19 protein-coding genes and 1 tRNA gene are annotated in these 20,747 nt (G+C 65.8%); 10 read left to right on the top strand and 10 right to left on the bottom strand.

Annotated features, from left to right (window positions below):
• Window positions 1-19: 19 nt before the first annotated feature.
• The 8 genes from PYV00_RS16825 (at window position 20) to PYV00_RS16790 (ending at window position 8,329) form a co-directional block, all read left to right on the top strand.
• Window positions 20-652 carry a cation transporter gene (locus PYV00_RS16825; RefSeq protein ID WP_027443900.1) on the top strand — a complete coding sequence of 211 codons (633 nt, stop codon included), beginning with the start codon at window positions 20-22 and terminating at the stop codon, window positions 650-652.
• Window positions 649-999 carry a DUF3703 domain-containing protein gene (locus PYV00_RS16820; protein ID WP_066556653.1) on the top strand — a complete coding sequence of 117 codons (351 nt, stop codon included), beginning with the start codon at window positions 649-651 and terminating at the stop codon, window positions 997-999. Before PYV00_RS16825 ends, PYV00_RS16820 begins: the two co-directional genes overlap by 4 nt.
• 40 nt (window positions 1,000-1,039) lie before the next feature.
• Complete coding sequence (locus PYV00_RS16815; protein ID WP_066556655.1) at window positions 1,040-1,372, top strand: hypothetical protein; 333 nt, start codon at window positions 1,040-1,042, stop codon at window positions 1,370-1,372.
• A gap of 65 nt (window positions 1,373-1,437) precedes the next feature.
• Window positions 1,438-1,896: a hypothetical protein gene (locus PYV00_RS16810; protein WP_144901090.1), complete on the top strand. Its 459-nt coding sequence runs from the start codon at window positions 1,438-1,440 to the stop codon at window positions 1,894-1,896.
• Between the two features lie 162 nt (window positions 1,897-2,058).
• Entirely contained in the window at window positions 2,059-3,294 is a 1,236-nt protein-coding gene (locus PYV00_RS16805) for a TolC family protein (protein ID WP_144901088.1), read from the top strand.
• Window positions 3,291-4,529: an efflux RND transporter periplasmic adaptor subunit gene (locus tag PYV00_RS16800; protein ID WP_066556664.1), complete on the top strand. Its 1,239-nt coding sequence runs from the start codon at window positions 3,291-3,293 to the stop codon at window positions 4,527-4,529. The genes PYV00_RS16805 and PYV00_RS16800 overlap by 4 nt, the downstream gene beginning before the upstream one ends.
• Window positions 4,530-4,546: 17 nt before the next feature.
• Entirely contained in the window at window positions 4,547-7,708 is a 3,162-nt protein-coding gene (locus tag PYV00_RS16795; protein WP_066556667.1) for an efflux RND transporter permease subunit, read from the top strand.
• A gap of 183 nt (window positions 7,709-7,891) precedes the next feature.
• Window positions 7,892-8,329, top strand: coding sequence for a DUF302 domain-containing protein (locus PYV00_RS16790; protein WP_245638441.1), 438 nt, complete (start codon window positions 7,892-7,894; stop codon window positions 8,327-8,329).
• 79 nt (window positions 8,330-8,408) lie between these two features.
• Here PYV00_RS16790 and trxC read toward each other — a convergent pair whose 3' ends face one another.
• From trxC to PYV00_RS16755, 7 genes are all read right to left on the bottom strand, one after another.
• Complete coding sequence (gene trxC / locus PYV00_RS16785) at window positions 8,409-8,837, bottom strand: thioredoxin TrxC (RefSeq protein ID WP_275229460.1); 429 nt, start codon at window positions 8,835-8,837, stop codon at window positions 8,409-8,411.
• A gap of 282 nt (window positions 8,838-9,119) precedes the next feature.
• Window positions 9,120-9,195: transfer RNA gene (locus tag PYV00_RS16780), tRNA-Lys, on the bottom strand.
• A gap of 104 nt (window positions 9,196-9,299) precedes the next feature.
• Window positions 9,300-10,412: a rod shape-determining protein RodA gene (rodA, locus tag PYV00_RS16775; protein ID WP_275229459.1), complete on the bottom strand. Its 1,113-nt coding sequence runs from the start codon at window positions 10,410-10,412 to the stop codon at window positions 9,300-9,302.
• Complete coding sequence (gene mrdA / locus PYV00_RS16770; protein ID WP_275229458.1) at window positions 10,409-12,520, bottom strand: penicillin-binding protein 2; 2,112 nt, start codon at window positions 12,518-12,520, stop codon at window positions 10,409-10,411. The genes rodA and mrdA overlap by 4 nt, the downstream gene beginning before the upstream one ends.
• Complete coding sequence (locus tag PYV00_RS16765; RefSeq protein WP_275229457.1) at window positions 12,517-13,077, bottom strand: rod shape-determining protein MreD; 561 nt, start codon at window positions 13,075-13,077, stop codon at window positions 12,517-12,519. Before PYV00_RS16765 ends, mrdA begins: the two co-directional genes overlap by 4 nt.
• A 13-nt stretch (window positions 13,078-13,090) precedes the next feature.
• On the bottom strand, window positions 13,091-13,981 hold the full coding sequence (gene mreC / locus PYV00_RS16760) for a rod shape-determining protein MreC (protein WP_275229456.1): 891 nt from the start codon (window positions 13,979-13,981) through the stop codon (window positions 13,091-13,093).
• A gap of 69 nt (window positions 13,982-14,050) precedes the next feature.
• Window positions 14,051-15,097, bottom strand: a complete 1,047-nt coding sequence (locus PYV00_RS16755; protein WP_275229455.1) for a rod shape-determining protein — start codon at window positions 15,095-15,097, stop codon at window positions 14,051-14,053.
• Between the two features lie 188 nt (window positions 15,098-15,285).
• Here PYV00_RS16755 and mutL point away from each other — a divergent pair, with 188 nt between their 5' ends.
• Both mutL and PYV00_RS16745 read left to right on the top strand, forming a co-directional pair.
• Window positions 15,286-17,112, top strand: coding sequence for a DNA mismatch repair endonuclease MutL (gene mutL / locus PYV00_RS16750; protein ID WP_275229454.1), 1,827 nt, complete (start codon window positions 15,286-15,288; stop codon window positions 17,110-17,112).
• The gene (locus tag PYV00_RS16745) at window positions 17,112-17,612 is read left to right on the top strand and encodes a hypothetical protein (RefSeq protein ID WP_275229453.1); all 501 of its coding nucleotides are present in this window, start codon (window positions 17,112-17,114) and stop codon (window positions 17,610-17,612) included. The genes mutL and PYV00_RS16745 overlap by 1 nt, the downstream gene beginning before the upstream one ends.
• On the opposite strand, the gene PYV00_RS16740 is transcribed toward PYV00_RS16745, so the two are convergent.
• The 3 genes from PYV00_RS16740 to PYV00_RS16730 form a co-directional block, all read right to left on the bottom strand.
• Entirely contained in the window at window positions 17,609-18,931 is a 1,323-nt protein-coding gene (locus tag PYV00_RS16740) for a hypothetical protein (protein WP_275229452.1), read from the bottom strand. The two genes, PYV00_RS16745 and PYV00_RS16740, sit on opposite strands and share 4 nt — an antisense overlap.
• 60 nt (window positions 18,932-18,991) lie before the next feature.
• Window positions 18,992-19,303, bottom strand: a complete 312-nt coding sequence (locus PYV00_RS16735) for a hypothetical protein (RefSeq protein ID WP_275229451.1) — start codon at window positions 19,301-19,303, stop codon at window positions 18,992-18,994.
• Between the two features lie 66 nt (window positions 19,304-19,369).
• Window positions 19,370-20,608: an ectonucleotide pyrophosphatase/phosphodiesterase gene (locus PYV00_RS16730; RefSeq protein ID WP_275229450.1), complete on the bottom strand. Its 1,239-nt coding sequence runs from the start codon at window positions 20,606-20,608 to the stop codon at window positions 19,370-19,372.
• Between the last annotated feature and the right edge of the window lie 139 nt (window positions 20,609-20,747).

The following is a 20,747-nucleotide window of genomic DNA, read 5'->3' as shown; positions in this document are numbered from 1 at the left end:
GAACCAAGGAGTTTCGGCCATGGCGGACAGTTGCTGCGCCAGTTCCTGCAGTGACGACACCGCGCGCAATGATCCTGCGTGGCGCAGGGCGTTGTGGATCGCGCTCGTCGTCAATGCCGTGATGTTTTTCGTCGAGATCATCGCGGGTGCCGCATCGGGATCCCGCTCGCTACAGGCTGACGCGCTCGATTTTCTGGGCGATGCCGCAAACTACGCGATCAGCCTTGGCGTCGCCGGAATGGCGCTTGTCTGGCGGGCGCGGACCGCGCTGGTCAAAGGGCTGACCATTCTGGCCTTTGCACTCGGGGTGATGGTCTCGGCGGTCTGGGGCCTTGTTGCTGGAACCCAGCCCGATCCTTGGGCGATGACAGGCATCGGCGCTCTCGCGCTGGTGACGAACATCTCGGTGGCGCTCCTGCTCTATCGTTTCCGGTCGGGTGACGCCAACATGCGATCAGTCTGGGTCTGCTCGCGCAACGATGCGATCAACAACCTGCTGGTGATTGGCGCGGGCTTCGTGGTGCTGTGGACGGGCAGCGGCCTCCCCGACCTCGTCGTCGCGCTCATCATGGCGCTTCTCGGGCTTCAAGGTGGATGGCAGGTGGTTCGGCAGGCTCGATATGAACTTGCGGCAAGAGGGGTTCCGGTATGAAGCAGCTCGAAACCGCATATTGGGCGGAGATCGGTGCTTTCCGGCAAGCGAGGGCTGGCCAGGACGCGGCCGATGCCTGGCACTATCTGGAACGCGCGCATATCCTTTCTCAGCAGATCCTGCGGCTCCACCTCCATGCCCATGCCGTCATGCTGATCTTTGCCATTTCCCGGCGCGAATGGCGCGAAGCGCGCGGACAAGTTCTGCGTCTGATGCTTGCACCCCTCGGCGCGCTGCTGGGCCGCATTCCTCTGGGGAACACTGGTCGAGCATCGGTCAGCGCCTTCGTGCCCATGTCGATCCCAGAGGAGCTTCGTCATGTTCTGGGCCAGGAACAGTGCAAGTGATGCGTTTGCTGCTGCTGTATTGCTCTGCTAGGTGGAAACGATGAGGGGCATTGTTCTCCAGTTCCTGATTCTGTTCTCGGTGCTTTGCGCCGGTTTTCATGCGCCTGCCGCTGCCCATGACGACCACGGTCAGGCCACAGTTCTTGTGGCTGATGCGCACCATGCTGACGCCCACGAAGATTTCTCCGACGATTCTTCCTCGGATCCCTCGCAGGAACTCTATCATCATCACCATTGCCCCATGACGACGGTATTTGATGGCAGCGACGGCGCGATGCTGGCCTTCGCAAACAAAGAGTTGCTCTGGCCGAGCAAGGCTGCGGCGCTCGCCTCGCTGATGCCAACTCCGCCAACCGAGCCCCCAGCAGCCTGAGATCCCAGCTTTGCGCGCGCCGGGCAGCCCGGCGTTGAATCTGGTATTTTCAGGATTATTTCCACATGCGATACTTGCTTATGGGCGCAATTGCGCCTGCGGCGCTCATGGCCGCTACCCCCGTCGATGCGCGCCCGGCCCGTGTTGATATCCCCATTCAGATTGACCCGAATTCATCGGTCTATGTGCTTTGGGTCAAAGTAAAGGCTGAAGGCGACCACACGATTGTCAGTGGCTACGTTCGCCAAAAGCGCTGGTTCGCCCGAAGCCGCGGCCATCTTCACATCGCGTTCATGAGGCAAGGCCAGCAGGTCGCCTGTCAGGAAAGCGACTGGAAGAAGTACCGATATCGTTCCCGGGGGCAGTGGCGTTTCACAAGTTCGGTGCAGATTGCCGCCTCTACAATCGATAGTGTGCAAATCTCGCACGTTGACCATGAACGGGTGCCCGACAGCACCCCGATATCCATGACAGTCTGCCCGGGATCGACTGTAGACACCGAACATCATGCCGGCGGTGCATAAGATGGCATCCCGATTGTTGATGGCTTCAACCATTCGAATGAGTGATTTGCCGGTCGGGGGTGCCGAGGTTTCCCTGATTGGCTGGCTTTCCCGACGTGCCCTGAATGCCCCGCGTGTCGAAGACACGCGCGAGCAAACTGAAAGCGTTTCAGGAGTGTTCCCATGACTTTGACATTGCGCGCCGGCCTATTGGCCGGCTTGGCGCTGGCCTTGCCCATAGCGGCAAGTGCGGAACCCGTAAGTCTGGACGAGGCCGTCCGCCGCGCCATTGCGGCATCGCCCGCGATCCAGGCCCAGGAGGCAGGCATCCGGTCTGCAAGGGCGGGGCGCAGCCAGGCCGATGTTCGTCCCAATCCCGTCCTGTCAGTCGAAGCCGAAAACATCGCCGGCACCGGCGCCTATGACGTCTATCGGCAGGCCGAGACGACCGTCACTTATGCCCAGACCATCGAACGCGGGGGCAAGCGCGATGCGCGGATCGCCTATGCCGAACGTGACATCGGTGTCGCGGAGGCTTCGGCGCGCCTCACCCGGCTCGACCTCGCCGAAGCAGTGCAACGCACATTCATCGACCTGCAGATCGCCGAAGAAGTTGTCTGGCTTGCCGAACGACGCCTCGAAACCGAGCGCGCCATGCAGACCGAAGCGCTGCGCCGGGTACGCGGCTACAAGGATCCGCTCTTCGTCGAAACCCGCGCCGAAGCTCGCGTAGCCCAGGCACGGCTTGCGCTCGACGAGGCCCGGTCACGCCGCAATGCCGCCCGCGCGAGGCTGGCCTCGTTCTGGGGCGGCAAGGCAGAAGATGTCGAGGTGCCGCGCGGGATCGAGAAGCCGGACGATCACCTGCACCAGTTGGCCGCTGCCGACAGTGCGCTTGCATCTGCCACGGTGGAACGGGCGCAGGCGGCGGTCGTGGTCGAACAGACGCGCGGCGTGCAGGATTACACGGTGAGCGGCGGCGTGCGGCATCTGCGCGAGACGGGCGATGTCGCACTGGTGGCCGGGATCTCGATCCCGCTGGGCCGTTTCGACCGCAATCGGGGCAACATCGAGCGCGCGCAGGCCGAGCGGCAACGGATCGAACTGCTGGCCGAAGCGGCCCGCCTTGACCGTCTGCGCCAGTTGGCCTCGCTCAGGGCCGAGGCTGATGCCGCCCGGATGCGCGCCGACGGGATCATGCAGGATGTCTATCCCAAGGCGGTCCGCACACTCCAGCAGGTCCGCGAAGGCTACAATCGCGGCGGTTTCCGTTTCAGCGATGTGCAGGACGGTGCCGACGCCATCATCGAGGTTCAGTCGCAGTGGGTCGAAGCAATGACCCGCTACCGCGACATCCTGTCCCAGATCGACCGGCTGACCGGACGCTTCGACGTCGTCGCCGGGGAGGAAGTACAATGAAAAACATCCGTTTCACCGCCGCTATCGCGGCACTCGCTCTTGCCCTCCCGCTTGCCGCCTGTGGTTCCGGTCCGGCACCCGCGGAACATGGCGAGGAGGGGGCCGAAGCCGAGCAAGGCCCCAACGGCGGGCGTCTCCTGAAGGATGGCGATTTTGCCGTTGAGGTCACAGTGTTCGAAACCGGGCAGGAACCGCAGTTCAGGGTCTATGCCAGCCGAGGTGGCCAACCGGTCGATCCGGGGTCCGTGCAGCTGACCATGACGCTCCGGCGACTGGGGGGCGAGGTCAACACTTTTGCTTTCAAGCCCGAAGGCAAGTTCCTTGCCGGTCAGGGCGTGGTCGAGGAACCCCACAGCTTCGACGTCGAGGTGGTCGCGGTCGAAAACGGCAAGCGGCACGTCTGGAAATACGCCAGTCCCGAAGGCCGCACGCATATCACGGCAGAGGCGGCCAAGGCGGGCGGCATCGAGATACTGACCGCAGGTCCGGCGTTAATCGGCGAGACACGCGAACTCTTCGGCACTGTCGCACTCGACCCATCTGCCCGTTCGGAAATCCGTGGCCAGTTTCCGGGCCGCGTCGTCAGCGTGACCAAGGCCGTGGGCGACTATGTCCAGCGGGGGCAATTGCTGGCGCGCATCGAGTCGAGCGAGAGCCTGCAAGTCTATCCGGTCTATGCGACCGTCAGCGGCGTGGTCGCCGAGCGTAACGGCAACCCCGGTAACGTGACCGGTGATCGCGCGCTCTATGTCATCACCGACCCCGCCCAGACCTCGGTCGTCTTCAACATCTTCCCCAAGGATCTGGCGGTGATCCAGCCCGGCATGCGGGTAGAAATCGAAGCCATGGACGGCACGCCCGTCGCGGCCAGCCAGCTCGGGGGCTATTTGCCCGAAGGTAATGCCGAGGCCGGAACGGCGCTGGTGCGAACCTCTGTCCCCAATCGGGGGGGGCGGCTCCGTGCCGGCATGGCATTGCGCGGCAAGGTGGTGGTGAATGCCGTCACCGTGCCACTGGCCGTGCGGACCGAAGCCATCCAGCCGTTCCGCGACTTCAAGGTCGTCTTTGCCAATTTCGGCCAGGACTACGAAGTTCGCATGCTCGAGCTGGGGCGCTCATCGCCCGAGTGGACCGAAGTGCTGAGCGGCATCAAGCCGGGCACGCCTTATGCCGCCAAGGGCTCCTTCCTCATCCGCGCCGACATCGAGAAGTCGGGCGCGAGCCATGATCATTGAGCGGGAGAGATAGCGCCATGCTTGCCCGCATCATCGGCTTTTCCATTCGCCAGCGCTGGTTCGTCCTCGCGGTTGTCGCCCTTTTATCTGCCATCGGCGTGTGGAGCGCGACCAAGCTGCCCATCGACGCCGTACCCGACATCACTAACGTCCAGGTCCAGATCAACACGGAGGCCGAAGGCTATTCCCCGCTCGAATCCGAGCAGCGCATCACATTTCCCATCGAGACGGCGATCGCCGGCGTTCCGGGTCTTTCCTACACGCGCTCGATCTCGCGCTATGGCCTGAGCCAGGTCACGGTGGTGTTCGAGGACGGCACCGACACCTATTTCGCCCGCCAGCAGGTCAACGAGCGCCTGCAAGCGGTCAGGTCGCAACTGCCGGCCGGGATCGAGCCGGAAATGGGGCCGATCGCCACCGGGCTCGGCGAAATCTTCATGTTCGCGATCGAACCAAAGCCCGGCGCAACCAAACCCGATGGCAGTCCCTGGACGGCAACCGATCTCAGGACCCTGTCCGATTGGGTGGTGCGGCCGCAGATGCGCACCATTCCCGGCGTGGCCGAGGTGAACACTATCGGCGGCTACGAACGGCAATACCATGTCACGCCCAACCCGGCGCAGTTGGCCGCGCTCAATCTGTCGCTGAACGATCTTGTCGAGGCACTGGAACGCAACAACGCCAATCGCGGCGCGGGCTATGTCGAGCGCGGCGGCGAGCAGATCCTGATCCGCGTTCCCGGGCAGGCGGCCAATGAAGCAGACCTCTCGCAGATCCTCGTTGCGACGCGCGGCGGCGTGCCGATCCGCGTCGGTGACGTGGCCGAAGTTGTGATCGGGTCCGAACTGCGCACAGGTGCCGCAACCGAAAATGCGAAGGAGATCGTGCTCGGAACCATCTTCATGCGGACTGGCGAAAACCCCCGGATTGTTGCCCAGGCTGCTGCGGAGAAGCTCAAGCAGGCGACAGCTTCGCTACCCGCAGGCGTGGTGGCGCACCCGCTCTATGACCGTACCGAACTGGTCGACCGCACGATCGCCACTGTCGAGAAGAACCTCGCCGAGGGGGCATTGCTCGTGATTGTGGTCCTGTTCCTGCTGCTCGGCAATTTCCGGGCGGCTCTGATCACGGCTGCGGTGATCCCGATCGCCATGCTCATGACGCTGACCGGCATGCTGGCGACCCGAACCTCTGCGAACCTGATGAGCCTGGGTGCGCTCGATTTCGGCCTGATCGTCGACGGAGCGGTCATCATCGTCGAGAACTGCCTGCGACGATTGGGCGAAGCCCAGCATCGAATGGGCCGCTTGCTCGATCGCGACGAGCGGTTTGGCCTCGTGGCCAAGGCGAGCGCCGAAGTCATCCGCCCCTCGATCTTCGGCATCGTCATCATTACCGCGGTGTATCTGCCGATTTTCGCGCTTGAAGGCATTGAGGGCAAAACCTTCCATCCCATGGCGACCACCGTCGTGCTGGCCTTGACGGCGGCGCTGATCCTCTCGCTGACGCTTGTGCCCGCTGCCGTTGCCCTCTTCGTCACCGGCAAGGTGGAGGAAAAGGAAAACCGCGTCATGCGCTGGATGAGCGAGCGGTACGCGCCGCTCCTCGACAAGGCCTTGGCTCGGCCGAAGCTCGCTGTTGCCTTTGCCGTCCTGCTTGTCACCCTCAGCGCTGCGGGAGCAACACGGTTAGGGTCGGAGTTCATCCCCAACCTCGATGAAGGCGACATCGCGATGCACGCGCTGCGTATTCCGGGCACCAGTCTTGGCCAGGCAGTGCAGATGCAGGAGTCACTGGAGAAACGTATCCGGCAGTTCCCGGAGGTGGAGCGCGTCTTTGCGAAGATCGGTACGGCCGATGTCGCGACCGACCCCATGCCACCATCGGTCGCGGACAATTTCATCATGCTCAAGGACAGGAGCGAATGGCCCGACCCGCGCAAGCCGCGTGACCAGCTTGTGGCCGAACTGAACAAGGCGGTGTCGGAGATTCCCGGGAACAACTACGAGTTCACCCAGCCGGTGCAGATGCGCATGAACGAGTTGATCGCGGGCGTGCGCGCCGATGTGGCGATCAAGCTGTTCGGCGACGACCTCGAGCAGCTGCTAAAGAGCGGCGATGCCATCAACGACGTGGCGGCGTCTATCCCCGGGGCTGAGGATGTGAAGCTCGAGCAGGTCACGGGCCTGCCGATGCTCTCGGTCACACCGCGCCGTGACATGCTCGCACGCTATGGCATCAGCATGGCCGAGGTTCAGGATGCCGTGGCCACGGCAACTGGCGGCCGCAAGGCGGGCGAGGTGTTCGAGGGCGACCGGCGCTTTGCCGTCGTCGTGCGCCTGCCCGAAGCGCTGCGGACGGACTTACCGGCACTCGGCAATCTGCCCGTTCGGCTTGCAGCCGGCGGGACAGTACCGCTGTCACAACTGGCTGACATCTCACTCTCGGCCGGACCCAATCAGATCAGCCGTGAGAACGGCAAGCGCCGCGCCGTGATCACCGCCAACGTGCGCGGCCGGGATCTGGGATCCTTCATCACCGAACTGCGGGAGAAGGTCGGCGCCGAAGTCGAACTGCCGACCGGCTACTACGTTGAATACGGCGGCACGTTCGAACAGCTCCAGTCGGCCAAGACCCGGCTGCAGGTGGTCGTGCCGCTTGTGCTGCTGTTGATCTTCGGGCTGCTGTTCACGCTGTTCGGATCGACGAAGGATGCGGCTATCGTCTTCTCGGGCGTGCCGCTCGCATTGACTGGCGGGGTGGCGGCCCTGGCATTGCGCGGGATCCCGATGTCGATCTCCGCCGGGATCGGGTTCATCGCCTTGTCGGGTGTTGCGGTGCTCAACGGTGTCGTCATGCTGTCCTTCATACGCGACCTGCGCGAACGCGGCCTGGGAGCACTAGAGGCGGTGCGCGAGGGCGCGCTGACACGCCTGCGCCCGGTGATGATGACGGCTCTCGTGGCATCGCTCGGCTTCGTACCGATGGCGCTGAACGTCGGTGCCGGTTCCGAAGTGCAGCGGCCGCTCGCGACTGTCGTGATCGGCGGGATCATTTCCTCGACGATACTCACATTGCTCGTTCTTCCAGCGCTCTATGCTCTGGTTCATCGGAAAAAGGACGAAGAAAATCTCACGGACGTGGGACCAATGGAGCCTCAACCGGCCAGCGGGGGATGACGCACGGCATCAAGGTGCTGACGATGAACAACGCAGACGACTGCATTCGGGTGCAGTTTGACAGCAGTTCTTGTTGGCACCTTGAAGCTGTGAAGCGCACACTCGATGGAACGCCAATCAGTCACTGCGCGTGCGGTGGTTTGATTGCCGCAAACAGCTGGCGAGTCGGCGTGATAGGCTGATTTGGCCGAACTGCTGAATTTGAGAGGATCAAAGATGACGTACTATATGGCCGCCAAGCTTCAGGGTCCGTTCGATGATGCCATTGCGCGCACCGAAGCTGCCCTTAAAACCGAAGGGTTTGGTGTCATCAGCCGGATCGATATCCAGCAGACACTCAAGTCGAAGATCGACGTCGATTTCCGGCCTTACACAATTCTTGGGGCGTGCAATCCAGGCCTGGCCCATGAGGCGTTGCAGGTGGAAGACAAGGTCGGGCTGATGCTGCCCTGTAATGTCATTGTCCAACAGTACGGCTCCGGCGAGGTCGAAGTTGCCGCGATTGATCCGGTGGCCTCAATGCAGGCAATCGATAATCCAGAATTGACGAAGGCTGCGCAGGTAGTTCGTGACAAGCTCTCGCGGGTTATCGAACTTTTGCGTCAAGGCGCATCTGAATAATGTCTCGGTCCCATGCCAGAGACGGTGCCGCTGGCAGCGCCAGCTTCTCGCATACGGACGCCGCATTTAGCACCATATTCTATGCAGGAAGGGCCTGCCGCACCCAGGTGACAATGGCAGTAGCTGACATCGCGCCAGATTGGCGGGCAACCTCACGCCCCTTTGAAAATAGGATCAGGGTCGGGATCGAGCGGATTCCATAGCGGGCAGCAACGGCCTGATCGGCTTCCGTGTCCAGCATTCCTAGACGCACTCTGGGTTCGAGTTGGCCGGCGGCCGCAGTGAAGGCGGGAGCCATCTGCTGGCAAGGACCGCACCAGGTTGCCCAGAAATCAACGAGCAGCGGAATGTCGCTTTTGGTAGCGTGTGCACCAAAGTTGGCTGCGGTGAGAACCAAGGGCTGCTTTAGGAATAGCAGCGATCCGCATCGGCCGCACTTGCCTCCCGCGAGAAGCTTATCCTTCGGCACCCGATTTGCAGTCGAGCACGACGGGCAGATCACGATCATCGCACCCGAATTTGTCATTTGGTCACCTCGTACCGCAGGGATGGGATCGCGGAACTCAAATATAAGCCGCAGGCCTGACGACTTTGAGAATGCCGATTCGTGCCAGCCTTGGAAAGCGAGCTTGATCTGGGCCGGAAAACAACCAGCGTTACGGCTCTCTTGCACTTTCGCTCAGAAAATCTGTTTCCAGGAGCGCGCTACCTAGAGAGCTACCTAGCCACTCAAGAGGATGGAATTCCCAATCCCGGAGATAGTCTAACTATCTGTAAGTATTTGGAAATTTGGTGGACGCACTAGGGCTCGAACCTAGGACCCGCTGATTAAGAGTCAGCTGCTCTACCAACTGAGCTATGCGTCCACACTTGCCATCCTGCCCGGCCTTGCGACCTTGCCGATTCGGCGAAGGAGGGGCCCGTATAGCGATTGTTCGGGGGTTGGGAAGGGGGAAATTTGTGTTCTTTTTCAGCCCAGGCGACTGGGCCGGGCGCGCCAGCGGTCTATGGCCATCAGGGTGCCGATGCAGATCATGTTGGTCATCATCGAGGAGCCGCCGTGGCTCATGAAAGGCAACGGAATGCCCACCACCGGGGCCAGGCCCATCACCATCATCAGGTTGATCGCGACATAGAAGAAGATCGTCGCGTTCATGCCGGCGGCGAGCAGCGAGGAGAAGCGGTCCGGGCTGGCGCGCGCCACGCGCAGGCCCCAGGTCAGCACGATCGCGAAGACGCACAGCACGAACAGCCCACCGACCATGCCCCATTCCTCCGCCATCGTGGCGAAGACGAAATCGGTGTGCGATTCGGGCAGGTATTCCAGATGGCTTTGCGAACCGTTGCCGAAGCCCTTGCCGAACAGGCCGCCCGATCCGATCGCGATCTTCGACTGGGTGATGTGGTAGCCGGTGCCCAGCGGATCGCTTTCCGGGTCCAGGAAAGTCAGCACGCGGTTGCGCTGGTAATCGTGGAGCAGGGTGAAGAAGGCGATCGGCGCCACGATCGCGCCGCCCAGGCCCGCCCCCACGAACCAGTAGAGCGGCAGGCCGGCGAGGAACATGATGACCACGCCGCCGAAGCAGATCGCCAGCGCGGTGCCGAGATCGGGTTGCAGGATGACCAGGCCGGCGGGCAGCCCGATCAGCATCGCCGCCGGCACCAGCCCGCGCCAGCTTGCCGTCATGGCCGCCGGCAGCGTTTCGTAGAAGCGGGCCAGCACCAGGATGATCGCCGGCTTCATCAGTTCCGATGGCTGGAGCGTCATGAACCCCAGATCGAGCCAGCGTTGGCTGCCGCCACCCACCGCGCCAAGCAGTTCGACGAAGACCAGCAGCAGCACGACGCCGCCATAGGCCGGGTAAGCGGCCCAGCGATAGAACTCGCGCGGCAACCGCGACAGGACGATCGCCATCCCCAGGAAGAAGATGAAGCGATAGATGTGCGATGCGGAATAAGGCGTGAAGCTGCCGCCGGCGGCCGAATAGAGCACGGCCGCGCCCAGCGCGACCAGTGCCGAGAGCGGGATGAGCACCTGCCAGGGCTGGCGGGCGATGGTATCGGGAACCATGAAGCGGCTCATTGCCCGCCTCCCGTGCCGGGTGGCGGGGTCAGGGGAATGAACGGTGCGGAGCCCGTGGCCGGGGTGGGGGCGGCGGGCTGCGGCTCAGCCTCGGGGGGCGCCACCGGCTCGGGTGGCGGGGGCTGCGCGTCGTGCACCATGGGCTGGGATTGCTCCTGCGTATCCTCGGCCTCGCGCACTTTCTCGGTTTCCTCGTCGGGCGAGACCTTGGGCGCGCTGTCGCCATATTGCGCGGCATACGTGCGGTAGCGGGCTTCGAGGCGCTGCTGCGCGGTACCACCCCAGTCCTTTTCGAAGCCGTGCAGCATCTCCAGCGCCTTGTCCGGGGCCCAGAGGTAAGTCATGACATCGCGCGCGATCGGATAGGCCGCGCCCGATCCGCCGCCATGCTCGATCAGCACCGCGCAGGCATAGCGCGGCTTGTCGAACGGGGCGAAGCAGATGAAGTGGCCGTGATCGCGGTGCTTCCACAAGCCGCCCTTGCCGCTGCCGACATTGAGGCTGACGACCTGGGCGGTGCCGGTCTTGCCCGCCAGCTTGATGTTCTCGATCGGCAGTGCGGCCCGATGCGCGGTGCCGGGGCCATTGACCACGTCGGACATGGCCTGGTGGACATAGTCCAGGTGTTCCTGCGGGATGCCGAGCGAGGGTGCGTTCGACGGCTTGTCGCTATAGAGCAGGCGCGGCATCAGCACGCGCCCGCTGGCGATGCGCGAGGCCATGACCGCCTGCTGCAACGGGTTCACCAGGAAGTAGCCCTGGCCGATCGTGGCGTTGACCGTATCGAAAACGGCCCATTCCTTGCCGTATTTGCGCTGCTTCCAGGCGGGATCGGGCACGGTGCCATAGGACTGGCCGACCACCGGCAGTTCGAATTCCTGGCCCAGCCCGAGCCGGCGGGCCATCGCCGCGATCCGGTCCATCCCGATCTTCTGGGCGAAGTGATAGAAATAGACGTCGCAGCTCTGGTAGATGCCCTTGGCCATGTTGACGCTGCCGTGGCCCCGGTGGTTCCAGCAGTGGAACACGCGGTTGCCCACGCGCAGCCCGCCGTTGCAGACCGTGGATTCCTCGGGATCGAGCCCCGCCTCCAGAAAGGCGAGCGCGACCATCGGCTTGACCGTGGAGCCCGGCGGATAGAGGCCGCGCAGCACCTTGTTGCGCAAGGGGACGTGATCGTCGTCGGACAGCATCTTCCATTCGATGCGGCCGATGCCGTCGGAAAAGCTGTTGGGATCGAAGCTGGGCATCGAGGCCATCGCCATGATGTCGCCGTTCTGGCAATCCATCACCACCACCGCGCCCGATTCCGGGCCGATCCGCCGCGCGGCATAGTCCTGCAGCCGGCTGTCGATGGTCAGCTTGATCGGCAGGCCCGGCACATCCTCGCGCGTTTCGAGATCGCGCACGATGCGTCCGCCGGCGGTCACTTCCACGCGCCGGGCGCCGGGCTTGCCGCGCAGGCGCTGTTCGTAGATCTTCTCCAGCCCGTCCTTGCCCACCTTGTAACCCGGCGTCACCAGGATCGGGTCGCGCTCTTCCTGGTATTCCTCGGCCGAGGCGGCGCCGACGTAGCCGACCAGGTGGCCCACCGCGCAGCCCAGCGGATAGAACCGCGAAAAGCCGCGCTGGGTGACGACGCCGGGCATATCGGGCAGGCGCACGCTGACGGCGGCGAAACGGTCCCAGTCGAGCCCGGAGGCGACTTCCACCGGCGCGAAGCCGTGCGATTTCTCGATCTTGTCCTCAAGGTCGCGAATGTCGACGGCGGTGAGCTTGAGCAGGCTGCCCAGCTCGGCGATGGTGGTCGCGCTGTCGTCCATCCGCTCAGGGATCACGTCGACGCGGAAGTCGGCGCGGTTGGACGCGAGCGGGGCGCCGTTGCGGTCCAGGATCCAGCCCCGGCGCGGCGGGATCAGCGAGAGGTTGACGCGGTTGCTTTCCGCCTCAAGCTGGTATTTCTCGTTCTGCGCCACGGCCAGATAGCCGAGCCGGACGGCCAGCAGCACGCCGATCCCCGCCTGCAACCCGCCGATGACGACACTGCGCCGATCGAAGCTGTTGCGCAGCGTCGCCATGCTGACATGGCGATTGCCCAGCAGCTTCATCGGATCTCCTTGAAGGGTATCAGCCGGAAACGGTCCGCGGCGGCGACGAAACGGCCGACAAGCGGATAGGACAGGATGGAAAAGACGATCTGCGGCACGATGACTCGAAAGGGTGTGGCCGCGCCGGACAGGTTCGCCAGCGCTACGCCGAGAATGATATACGCGACGATCAGCCCCATCGCCACCAGCCATTCGGTGAAGAAATTGCGCCAAGGCAAGCGCGCCTCGATCACGTCGAGCACGATCGTCGCGGCGGACCAGAGCATGATCGCCGCGCCGAAGGGCTGGCCGGAATAGAGATCGTCGAACAGGCCCAGCGGCAGGCCCGCCCAGACCGGCAGCAGGCCGGGCCGAAGCTGGCGCCAGCCGACATAGACGAGGAAGCCGAACGGCGGCATCACCGGCGCTGAGGCGATCAGCGCCCAGCCGGGCAGCAGCGAGGCGAGCATGACGCTCACCCAGGGCAGGCCGCGCGCCAGCATGGTCGAGGGCGCGCGGTTGATGCGCTTGCGCGGCGCGCCTTCGCCGTGGAAGAAGGACAGCACCTTCCCTTTCATGTCGCGGCCCGGATCATTTCGCGGCAGGCTCTTCGGGCGGCGGCACCGGCACGCTGGGCGGCTCGGGCGCCCAGACCGGCTCGACGATGACGTAATCGCTGTCCGAAGGATTGCTCAGCACGCGCGCGATCGCGCCGTCGTGCGTCACTTTCCAGACGACCGCGAGCGGCGTGCCCGGCCGGTAGAGCCCGCCCGAACCCGATGTCACGAAGACATCGCCGGGCTTCAGCGGGTTCACGCCCAGGTTGATCAGCCGGATCTGGATCGTGCCATCGCCCAGCCCCTGCGCGAAAGCGGGTACGCCGTCCTTCGCGCGGCGTACCGGCACGAGGCTTTCGGTATCGGTGACGAGCAGCACGCGCGCGGTTGATCCGTTGACTTCAAGCACGCGGCCGACCAGCCCCATGGTCGATCGCACCGGCATCCCCTTGGCCACGCCCCTGTCGCGCCCCGCGCCCAGGGTGGCGAAGCGGCGCGCGCTGGCCGATGTCGAGCTGGTCAGCCGGGTGACCGCCACCGGGCGCGGATCGCGCTCGGCCAGGCCCAGCAAGTGCTTGAGCCGCCGGTTTTCCGCCGCCACGGCATCGGCTTCGGCCAGCCGCACTTTCGCTTCGGCCAACTCGCGCTTGAGCTTGGCCTGGCGGCTGCCGGTCTCGAAGAAGCCGGCGATGCTTTCGAAGAAGCCCTTGCTCACGGCCCTGCCGCCCGCCGTGGCCGCGCTGGCGGGCTCGGCGGCGTCGGCGGCGATGCCCCTCAGGCCGGAAAACAGGCCGGGGTTCACGATCGAGGCGATCAGCAGCATCAGGCCCAGCAGCGCGCCGAGCACCCCGGCGGCATAGCTGAAGAACGTGCTGTACTGCGCCCTGCGGGAATAGCCGGAGCGCCGGTTCGCAGGCGGCGCCATGCGCTGAACTCTCCACTCTTGCGCGGCGTCCTTGCGGTCAGGGACGAGCCCCACGCCGACTCGAAAATCTCAGGCGGTCATCAGCACGCCGCGATAGACCGGATCCTCCATCGCGCGGCCGGTGCCCAGCGCGACGCAGGACAGCGGGTCTTCCGCCACGCTGACGGGCAGGCCGGTCTCTTCGCGCAGGTATTCGTCCAGCCCCTGGATCATCGCGCCGCCGCCGGTGAGCACGATGCCCTGGTCGACGATGTCGGCGGCCAGTTCGGGCGCGGTATTTTCCAGCGCGATGCGCACGCCTTCGATGATCGCGCCGATCGGCTCGGACAGCGCCTCGGCAATGTTGGCCTGGCTGATGGTGATTTCCTTGGGCACGCCGTTGACGAGGTCGCGACCCTTGATGTGGATCGTCTCGCCGATGCCGTCGGCCGGGATCGTGGCGATGCCGTAGTCCTTCTTGATCCGCTCCGCCGTGGCATCGCCGATCAGCAGGTTGTGGTGGCGGCGCACGTAGGAGACGATCGCCTCGTCCATCTTGTCACCGCCCACGCGCACCGAGGTGGTATAGGCCAGGCCGCGCAGCGAGAGCACCGCCACTTCGGTGGTGCCGCCGCCGATATCGACCACCATCGAGCCGACCGGCTCGGTCACCGGCATGTCGGCGCCGATCGCGGCGGCCATCGGCTCCAGGATCAGGTAGACCTGGCTGGCGCCTGCGTTCGAGGCGGCATCGCGGATCGCGCGGCGTTCCACCGAGGTGGAGCCCGAAGGCACGCAGATGACGATTTCGGGATAGCGGAACAGGCTGCGCTTGCCGTGGACCTTGCGGATGAAGTGCTTGATCATTTCCTCGGCGATTTCGATGTCGGCGATGACACCGTCGCGCAAGGGGCGGATCGCCTCGATGCTGTCGGGCGTCTTGCCCATCATCATCTTCGCGTCCTCACCCACGGCCTTGACCTTCTTGATGCCGTTGATCGTCTCGATCGCGACGACCGAGGGTTCATTCAGCACGATTCCACGGTCCTGAACGTAGACAAGCGTGTTGGCCGTACCCAGGTCGATCGCCATGTTCTGGGAACCGAATTTGAAGAATCGTGACATCAACGAGGCCATTAAAAAATCCGTGACTTGTCCGGTACTTACCGTATGATCTTTGGCAAGCTCTGGCCGGCGGGTTAGTGTGGAAGGCGGCTCCTTAACCCATGCGCCGGGGAAAGGCCAAAAATTTGTGGCAAACGCCTGTGGGCATAACCCGAAGTCCGTCTCGAAATCGCGGCGTTTCGTCGCTACTCTGGCGGACCATGCCGGAAATTCGCCGCCTTCCCGATGATCTCGTCAACCGCATCGCCGCCGGCGAGGTGGTGGAACGGCCGGCTTCCGCGCTCAAGGAACTGGTCGAGAACGCGATCGACGCGGGCGCCGCGAACATCGCGGTGCGGCTTGCGGCGGGCGGGCTCGACCTGATCGAAGTGACCGACGATGGCTGCGGCATGGCCCCGGCCGAGATCGCGCTGGCGCTGGAACGCCATGCCACCTCGAAGCTGCCTGACGAGAGGATCGAGCAAGTGGCGACGCTGGGCTTTCGCGGCGAGGCATTGCCCTCGATCGCCAGCGTCGCGCGGCTGACCATCGAAAGCCGCGCGCGAGGGGAAGGCGAGCGGGCGGGCGAAGGCTGGCGCCGCGTGATCGACCATGGCGCGCTGGCCGCGGATGGCCCGGCCGCGCTGCCGCCCGGCACGCGCATCCGGGTGGAGGACCTGTTCGGCAAAGTGCCGGCGCGGCGCAAGTTCCTGCGCTCGGCGCGCGCGGAATATGCCGTCTGCCTCGATATCGTGCGCCGGCTGGCGATGGCCAGGCCCGAGATCGGCTTCACGCTGGAGCATGACGGCCGCCGCGTGCTGGCGGTCCAGCCGGGCGAGGATGCCGCGGCGCGCGTCGCCCGCATCGTCGCGCGCGAGCTGGCCGACGACGGCGTGGTGATCGCGGCCGAGCGCGGCGCGGCGCGCCTGACCGGCGTTGCCGGCCTGCCGACCTTCAACCGGGGCGTGGCCGATCACCAGTACCTGTTCGTCAATGGCCGTCCGGTGAAGGACCGGCTGCTGATCGGCGCGGTGCGCGGCGCTTATGCCGACATGCTCGCGCGTGATCGGCACGCGGTGCTGGCGCTGTTCCTGCAAGTCCCGCCCGAGGACGTGGACGTCAACGTCCATCCGGCCAAGACCGAGGTGCGCTTTCGCGATCCCGCCTTCGTGCGCGGCTTCCTGGTGGGCGCCTTGCGCCACGCGCTCGATACCGCCGGCCAGCGCAGCGCGCAGGGCCCGGCCGCCTCGGCCATGGCCAACTGGCAAGTCGAGCCGGTCGCGCCGGCGCCGGCCGCCCCACCGCCGCCGCGCGGGCTGCAATCGCTGTTCGCCCGCGAATATTCCGCGCCGCAAGCCCGCGTCGGCGAGGCGGGGCAGGCCTGGCGCGGCTATGATGAGGCGATCATGGCGCCGCCGGCCGCGCGCGCCGAACAGGCGGAGGCGGAGCCCGAAGCGGCGGCGCAATATCCGCTCGGCGTCGCGCGCGGACAAGTCGCGGGCACCTATATCGTCGCGGAAGCGCAGGACGGGCTGGTCATCGTCGATCAGCATGCCGCGCACGAACGGCTCGTGCTCGAACGGCTCAAGGCGGCGGGCGCGGGCGAGGCGATGGCGCGCGGTCAGGCGTTGCTGCTGCCCGAAGTGGTCGAGCTGGAGGAAACCGCCTGCGACGCGCTGGAAGACAAGGCCGGGGAGCTGGCGCGGTTCGGCCTGGTCGTCGAGCGGTTCGGGCCATCGGCGATGCTGGTGCGCGCGGTGCCATCGGTGCTCGGCACGTCCGATCCCGGCGCGCTGGTGCGCGATATCGCCGACGATCTGGCGCAGAACGGCGATGCCCTGCTGCTGGGCGAACGGCTCGAACATGTGCTGGCGACGATGGCCTGCCATGGTTCGGTGCGGGCGGGGCGAGCGCTTTCGGTGGCGGAGATGAACGCGCTGCTGCGCGAGATGGAACGCACTCCGCGCTCGGGCCAATGCAACCATGGCCGCCCCACATGGGTTAAGCTTGCACACCACGACATCGAGAAGCTGTTCGGACGCAAGTGATGAGAAGACTGGTATGGGCCCTGCTGAGCCTCGCGCTGCTCGCGGGCTGCGGCGAGAGCCCCGTCGAGAAATCGCGGGACGACGATCGCGATATCGCCATGGTCGAACGGATGAACCAGACGCCTTTCCGTCCGATCCTGCCCCAGCCGATCACGCGCGCCGATATCGTCCGCTTCGATCTGGGCCGCGCGGGGTGCAGTTTCCGCCCCGGCACCGATCCCGCCGCCGATCCCCTGTTCGTGACGCAGGATGACCGGGGCTACCTCAAGGTCGAGGGAAAGCTGCGCCCGGTCGCGGCCAAGGCGGGAAGCGCGGAGCTCCCCGCCGGCGCGCGATCGACTTACGTGGGGCTCGACAGCTGGATCGAACTGGCCGCGCAGGCCGGCCCCGGCGGGACCGAAGGCCCGGCCGGCAGCAGTTGGCCGAGCCGCTTCGTCATCCATGACGCGCAGGAACGCATCGCGTTCGAGGCGCGCGGCATGGTGCGCTGCACGCCCTAGCTGCCGAGCGAAAGCCGCGCGAAGAGCGTGTAGCCCCACGGGTTGCTGCCGTAAGCGGCATCGAGCGCGTCGGGCTTGGCGAACGTGGCCAGCGATCCGCCCAGCGCCAGCTCGAACGGATCGAGCGCGATCCGCCGGGCATAACCTGCCTGGAGCTTGGTCACGCGGAAGGCGCGATCGTGCAGCGGGTCGTGATGATCGGGAAACAGCTCGTCGTTGGCGACGTTCTCGATCCGGCCGAACAGGGTGTTGTGCGCGTCGAGGTTCCAGTTCGCCTCGCCCAGCCACGCGGTCAGCGTCCTGCCCGGCACCCGGTCCTTGGCGCTGAACCCGGCCATGGCCGTGAACCCCTTGCCGTCGGCATAATGCGCCGATGCGGTGAAGCGGTGCTCGTCCTCACCGGGATGGAGCGTTTCGGGCTCGTGGATCTGGCCATAGCTGGCCTGCAAGGCCCATTGCGGGCCGGGATGGAAGGTGGCGCGCACCGACCAGGAATCGAGCTTGGGCGTCTCGATATTCCAGCGGTGCTCGTCCGGCTCGGCGCCGCGAAAGGCGGAACCCTCGATCTGCCAGCGCGACGAGGCGAGTCCGGCGGTGACGACGCCGTAAGTGATATGCGTCGAATCGAACCAGTGATGCGCGATCGGCGGCTCCGGGTTGTAGCCGGACGAGGCGCGCATGACGAAAGCACTGGGCCCCAGCGCCGGCTCGCCCACCGGGCCGCCATAGAGGAACAGGCGCGTATCGGGCGCGATGTCGAAATCGACGCGGGCGGCCAGTTCCATGAACAGGTCGTGCGGGTGCTGGCGATCGACCAGCGCCACGCCGCCCGCCGTCTCGCCCGTGGCGAAGAGGTTGGGATAGCCGCGCGCCTGCATCGCCGGCTCAAGGCTCAGCATCGAGCGGAGCTGGACCCGGCCGAAGCCGGTCTCGCGCTCGGCGGTGAGCATCGCCATCGAGGTGATATAGGCATTGTCATCGCCGCGCGGCCCCGAATGGTCGGTATACTGGCCCGAGACATAGCCGTGCGCCATCAGCATCCAGTTCCCGGCCATGACATGCAAGCCGCGCATCGGGCCTTCGTTCGCGGGGAGCCGCGACGTGCCTGATCCGGCGGCGGGAACGGGGTTTTCCGGCCCTTGCCGGGAAGGCATGGCCATGTCGGCCATGGCGCCGTGATCCATGCCTGAATGATCCATGGGCGGGGCGGCGGCGGGCGCGGGGTCCATGTGGGCATGGTCATGCGCCATGTCCTGCGCGAACGCGGGAGTCGTGATAGCGGCGGCGCTGGCGAGCGCCGCAATCCATATGCGGTTCATTGCTGTAATCCTGAAAGTCCTGGAGAACGAGGCGCGGGCATTCGCGCCGGCTCGCGGCTTTCAGGCGCGGGGAGGGGGCGTCTCGGGCGCGGCGAGGGCAGCCACGAAGCGGCGGTCGTCGCCGAAGCGATAGCGCGCGCCGGAAAGATCGGCACTGTCGGACAGGGCCGGCTCGGCCCGCAGCGGGGTGACGCAGCCGATGCAGTCCTTGCGCTCGGCCTGCGGCATGGTCGGCCGGTGGCCGGCGTCATGGCCCATCGCGTGCACGGCCGGGGCGCGCGGCGCGGGCATGGCCATGCCGTGCCCGCTCATCGCGAGAGCGGGCAGCGTCAGGCATACGACCAGCAGGAGAGTGAGCACGCGCCGGATCATGCCGCCGCTATACCGCGCCGTGGCCCGGCGGTCCATCCGGCAATCGGGGCGGGATGCCGCGCCGGGTCAGCGGCGCAGCACCTTGCGGAACGGAGTATCGTCGCCATCGCTGTCCGGGGCCGGGGGGAGGCCGAGCAGATCGCGCAGCAGGGCCGCGACAGCGACATTGTCGAACGATGGCAGCCGTCCACCGCGCGCGATCCGCGGGCCGCTGGCAATGAACAGCGCGGCCATCTCGGGCGCGGCATTGTCATACCCGTGCGCGCCGCCGGATGAGGGCTCGGTGGGGGGCGTCGGCACGATCTGCCAGCCGATCTCGGCCAGGCAGAGCCGCGGCGGAATGCGCGGATTGGGGCCATAGCGCAGCCGCGCGGGAATATCCTGCCGGCGCCAGCACTGCATGTGCGGGTGCGGGGCAAGCAGCCGCGCGTCCAGCGCCGCTTCGCTGCCGGGGGTGGGAACGAGGCTGGCGTAAGGCCCGCTTTCGACGATGCGATAGAGCGCGGGATCGGCGATCCGGTCCAGCGCGATCGTCCGTTCGCTCGATACCCCGGCCATGCCGTGATCGGCGACGATCACCAGATCGGCGGGCTGGCGCAGATCGCGCAGGCCCTTCACCAGCGCGCCGACGGCGCCGTCAGCCTCGGCCAGCGCGGCGGTGGTGCGCGGATCGTCGGGGCCGAAGGTATGGCCTGCCGTATCGACCGTGTCGAAATAGAGCGTCACGAAGCGCGGGCGGATCGTGGCGGGCCGGCGCAGCCAGTCGAGCACGGCGTTGACGCGCTGTTCCGGCGTGACCGCGCCGTTGAACTGCTGCCAGTCGCGAGGGCGCGTGCCGCCGGCGATGGCCGCGTGTTCGCCCGTTCCGCGCGTGCCGCCCCAGGCGACGTTGGAGCCCGGCCAGAACATCGTCGCGGTGCGGATGCCGGCCTTTTCGGCATCGACCCAGACCGGCGCGGCCTCGTTCCACCAGAACGGATCGTCGCTGGCCATGGTGAAGACCTCGCCCGGCCGCGCGGGGTCTTCCATCCGGTTGGCGACGATGCCGTTGTGGTCCGGCACTTTGCCGGTGACGATGGCCCAGTGATTGGGAAAGGTCTTGGACGGGAAGGAAGGGCGCATCGCCGCGCTCACGCCCCTGGCGGCGAGCGCGGCCAGGTTGGGCGTGACGCCCCGGTCAAGGTAGTCGGCGCGAAACCCGTCCAGCGAGACGAGGATGACGACCGGAGCAGCCTGCCGGGCCATCGCCGGCGGGGTGATGGCGGCAGCCAGTGCCGCGAGCAGCAGCGCGAGGATTCGAAGCATGGGCCACCCTATGCCCGGCGAATATGACAGTCGCTGCTATGGGTGATCGAGGGAAATGCGCGCAAGAGCGCATTTCAGTTGCGGCACCGGCCCACGCCCCCGCCCGGCCTCCCACAGAAGACCATTCCGATGGGAGGCC

It is taken from the genome of Novosphingobium album (ex Liu et al. 2023) (assembly GCF_029076845.1).
Lineage (GTDB): Bacteria > Pseudomonadota > Alphaproteobacteria > Sphingomonadales > Sphingomonadaceae > Novosphingobium.
The sequence above is the reverse complement of the archived record's forward strand: the minus strand, read 5'-3'. Positions and strand labels throughout refer to the sequence as shown.

Bases quoted from the DNA above. Each gene is read 5' to 3' on its own strand.
- PYV00_RS16740 (WP_275229452.1), bottom strand. From the start codon at position 18,931: ATGAACCGCATATGGATTGCGGCGCTCGCCAGCGCCGCCGCTATCACG.
- PYV00_RS16810 (WP_144901090.1), top strand. From the start codon at position 1,438: ATGCGATACTTGCTTATGGGCGCAATTGCGCCTGCGGCGCTCATGGCC.
- PYV00_RS16825 (WP_027443900.1), top strand. From the start codon at position 20: ATGGCGGACAGTTGCTGCGCCAGTTCCTGCAGTGACGACACCGCGCGC.
- PYV00_RS16800 (WP_066556664.1), top strand. From the start codon at position 3,291: ATGAAAAACATCCGTTTCACCGCCGCTATCGCGGCACTCGCTCTTGCC.
- PYV00_RS16730 (WP_275229450.1), bottom strand. From the start codon at position 20,608: ATGCTTCGAATCCTCGCGCTGCTGCTCGCGGCACTGGCTGCCGCCATC.
- PYV00_RS16745 (WP_275229453.1), top strand. From the start codon at position 17,112: ATGAGAAGACTGGTATGGGCCCTGCTGAGCCTCGCGCTGCTCGCGGGC.
- PYV00_RS16735 (WP_275229451.1), bottom strand. From the start codon at position 19,303: ATGATCCGGCGCGTGCTCACTCTCCTGCTGGTCGTATGCCTGACGCTG.
- trxC (WP_275229460.1), bottom strand. From the start codon at position 8,837: ATGATCGTGATCTGCCCGTCGTGCTCGACTGCAAATCGGGTGCCGAAG.
- PYV00_RS16795 (WP_066556667.1), top strand. From the start codon at position 4,547: ATGCTTGCCCGCATCATCGGCTTTTCCATTCGCCAGCGCTGGTTCGTC.
- PYV00_RS16765 (WP_275229457.1), bottom strand. From the start codon at position 13,077: ATGAAAGGGAAGGTGCTGTCCTTCTTCCACGGCGAAGGCGCGCCGCGC.
- PYV00_RS16805 (WP_144901088.1), top strand. From the start codon at position 2,059: ATGACTTTGACATTGCGCGCCGGCCTATTGGCCGGCTTGGCGCTGGCC.
- PYV00_RS16820 (WP_066556653.1), top strand. From the start codon at position 649: ATGAAGCAGCTCGAAACCGCATATTGGGCGGAGATCGGTGCTTTCCGG.
- PYV00_RS16815 (WP_066556655.1), top strand. From the start codon at position 1,040: ATGAGGGGCATTGTTCTCCAGTTCCTGATTCTGTTCTCGGTGCTTTGC.
- mutL (WP_275229454.1), top strand. From the start codon at position 15,286: ATGCCGGAAATTCGCCGCCTTCCCGATGATCTCGTCAACCGCATCGCC.
- rodA (WP_275229459.1), bottom strand. From the start codon at position 10,412: ATGAGCCGCTTCATGGTTCCCGATACCATCGCCCGCCAGCCCTGGCAG.
- PYV00_RS16755 (WP_275229455.1), bottom strand. From the start codon at position 15,097: ATGGCCTCGTTGATGTCACGATTCTTCAAATTCGGTTCCCAGAACATG.
- mreC (WP_275229456.1), bottom strand. From the start codon at position 13,981: ATGGCGCCGCCTGCGAACCGGCGCTCCGGCTATTCCCGCAGGGCGCAG.
- mrdA (WP_275229458.1), bottom strand. From the start codon at position 12,520: ATGAAGCTGCTGGGCAATCGCCATGTCAGCATGGCGACGCTGCGCAAC.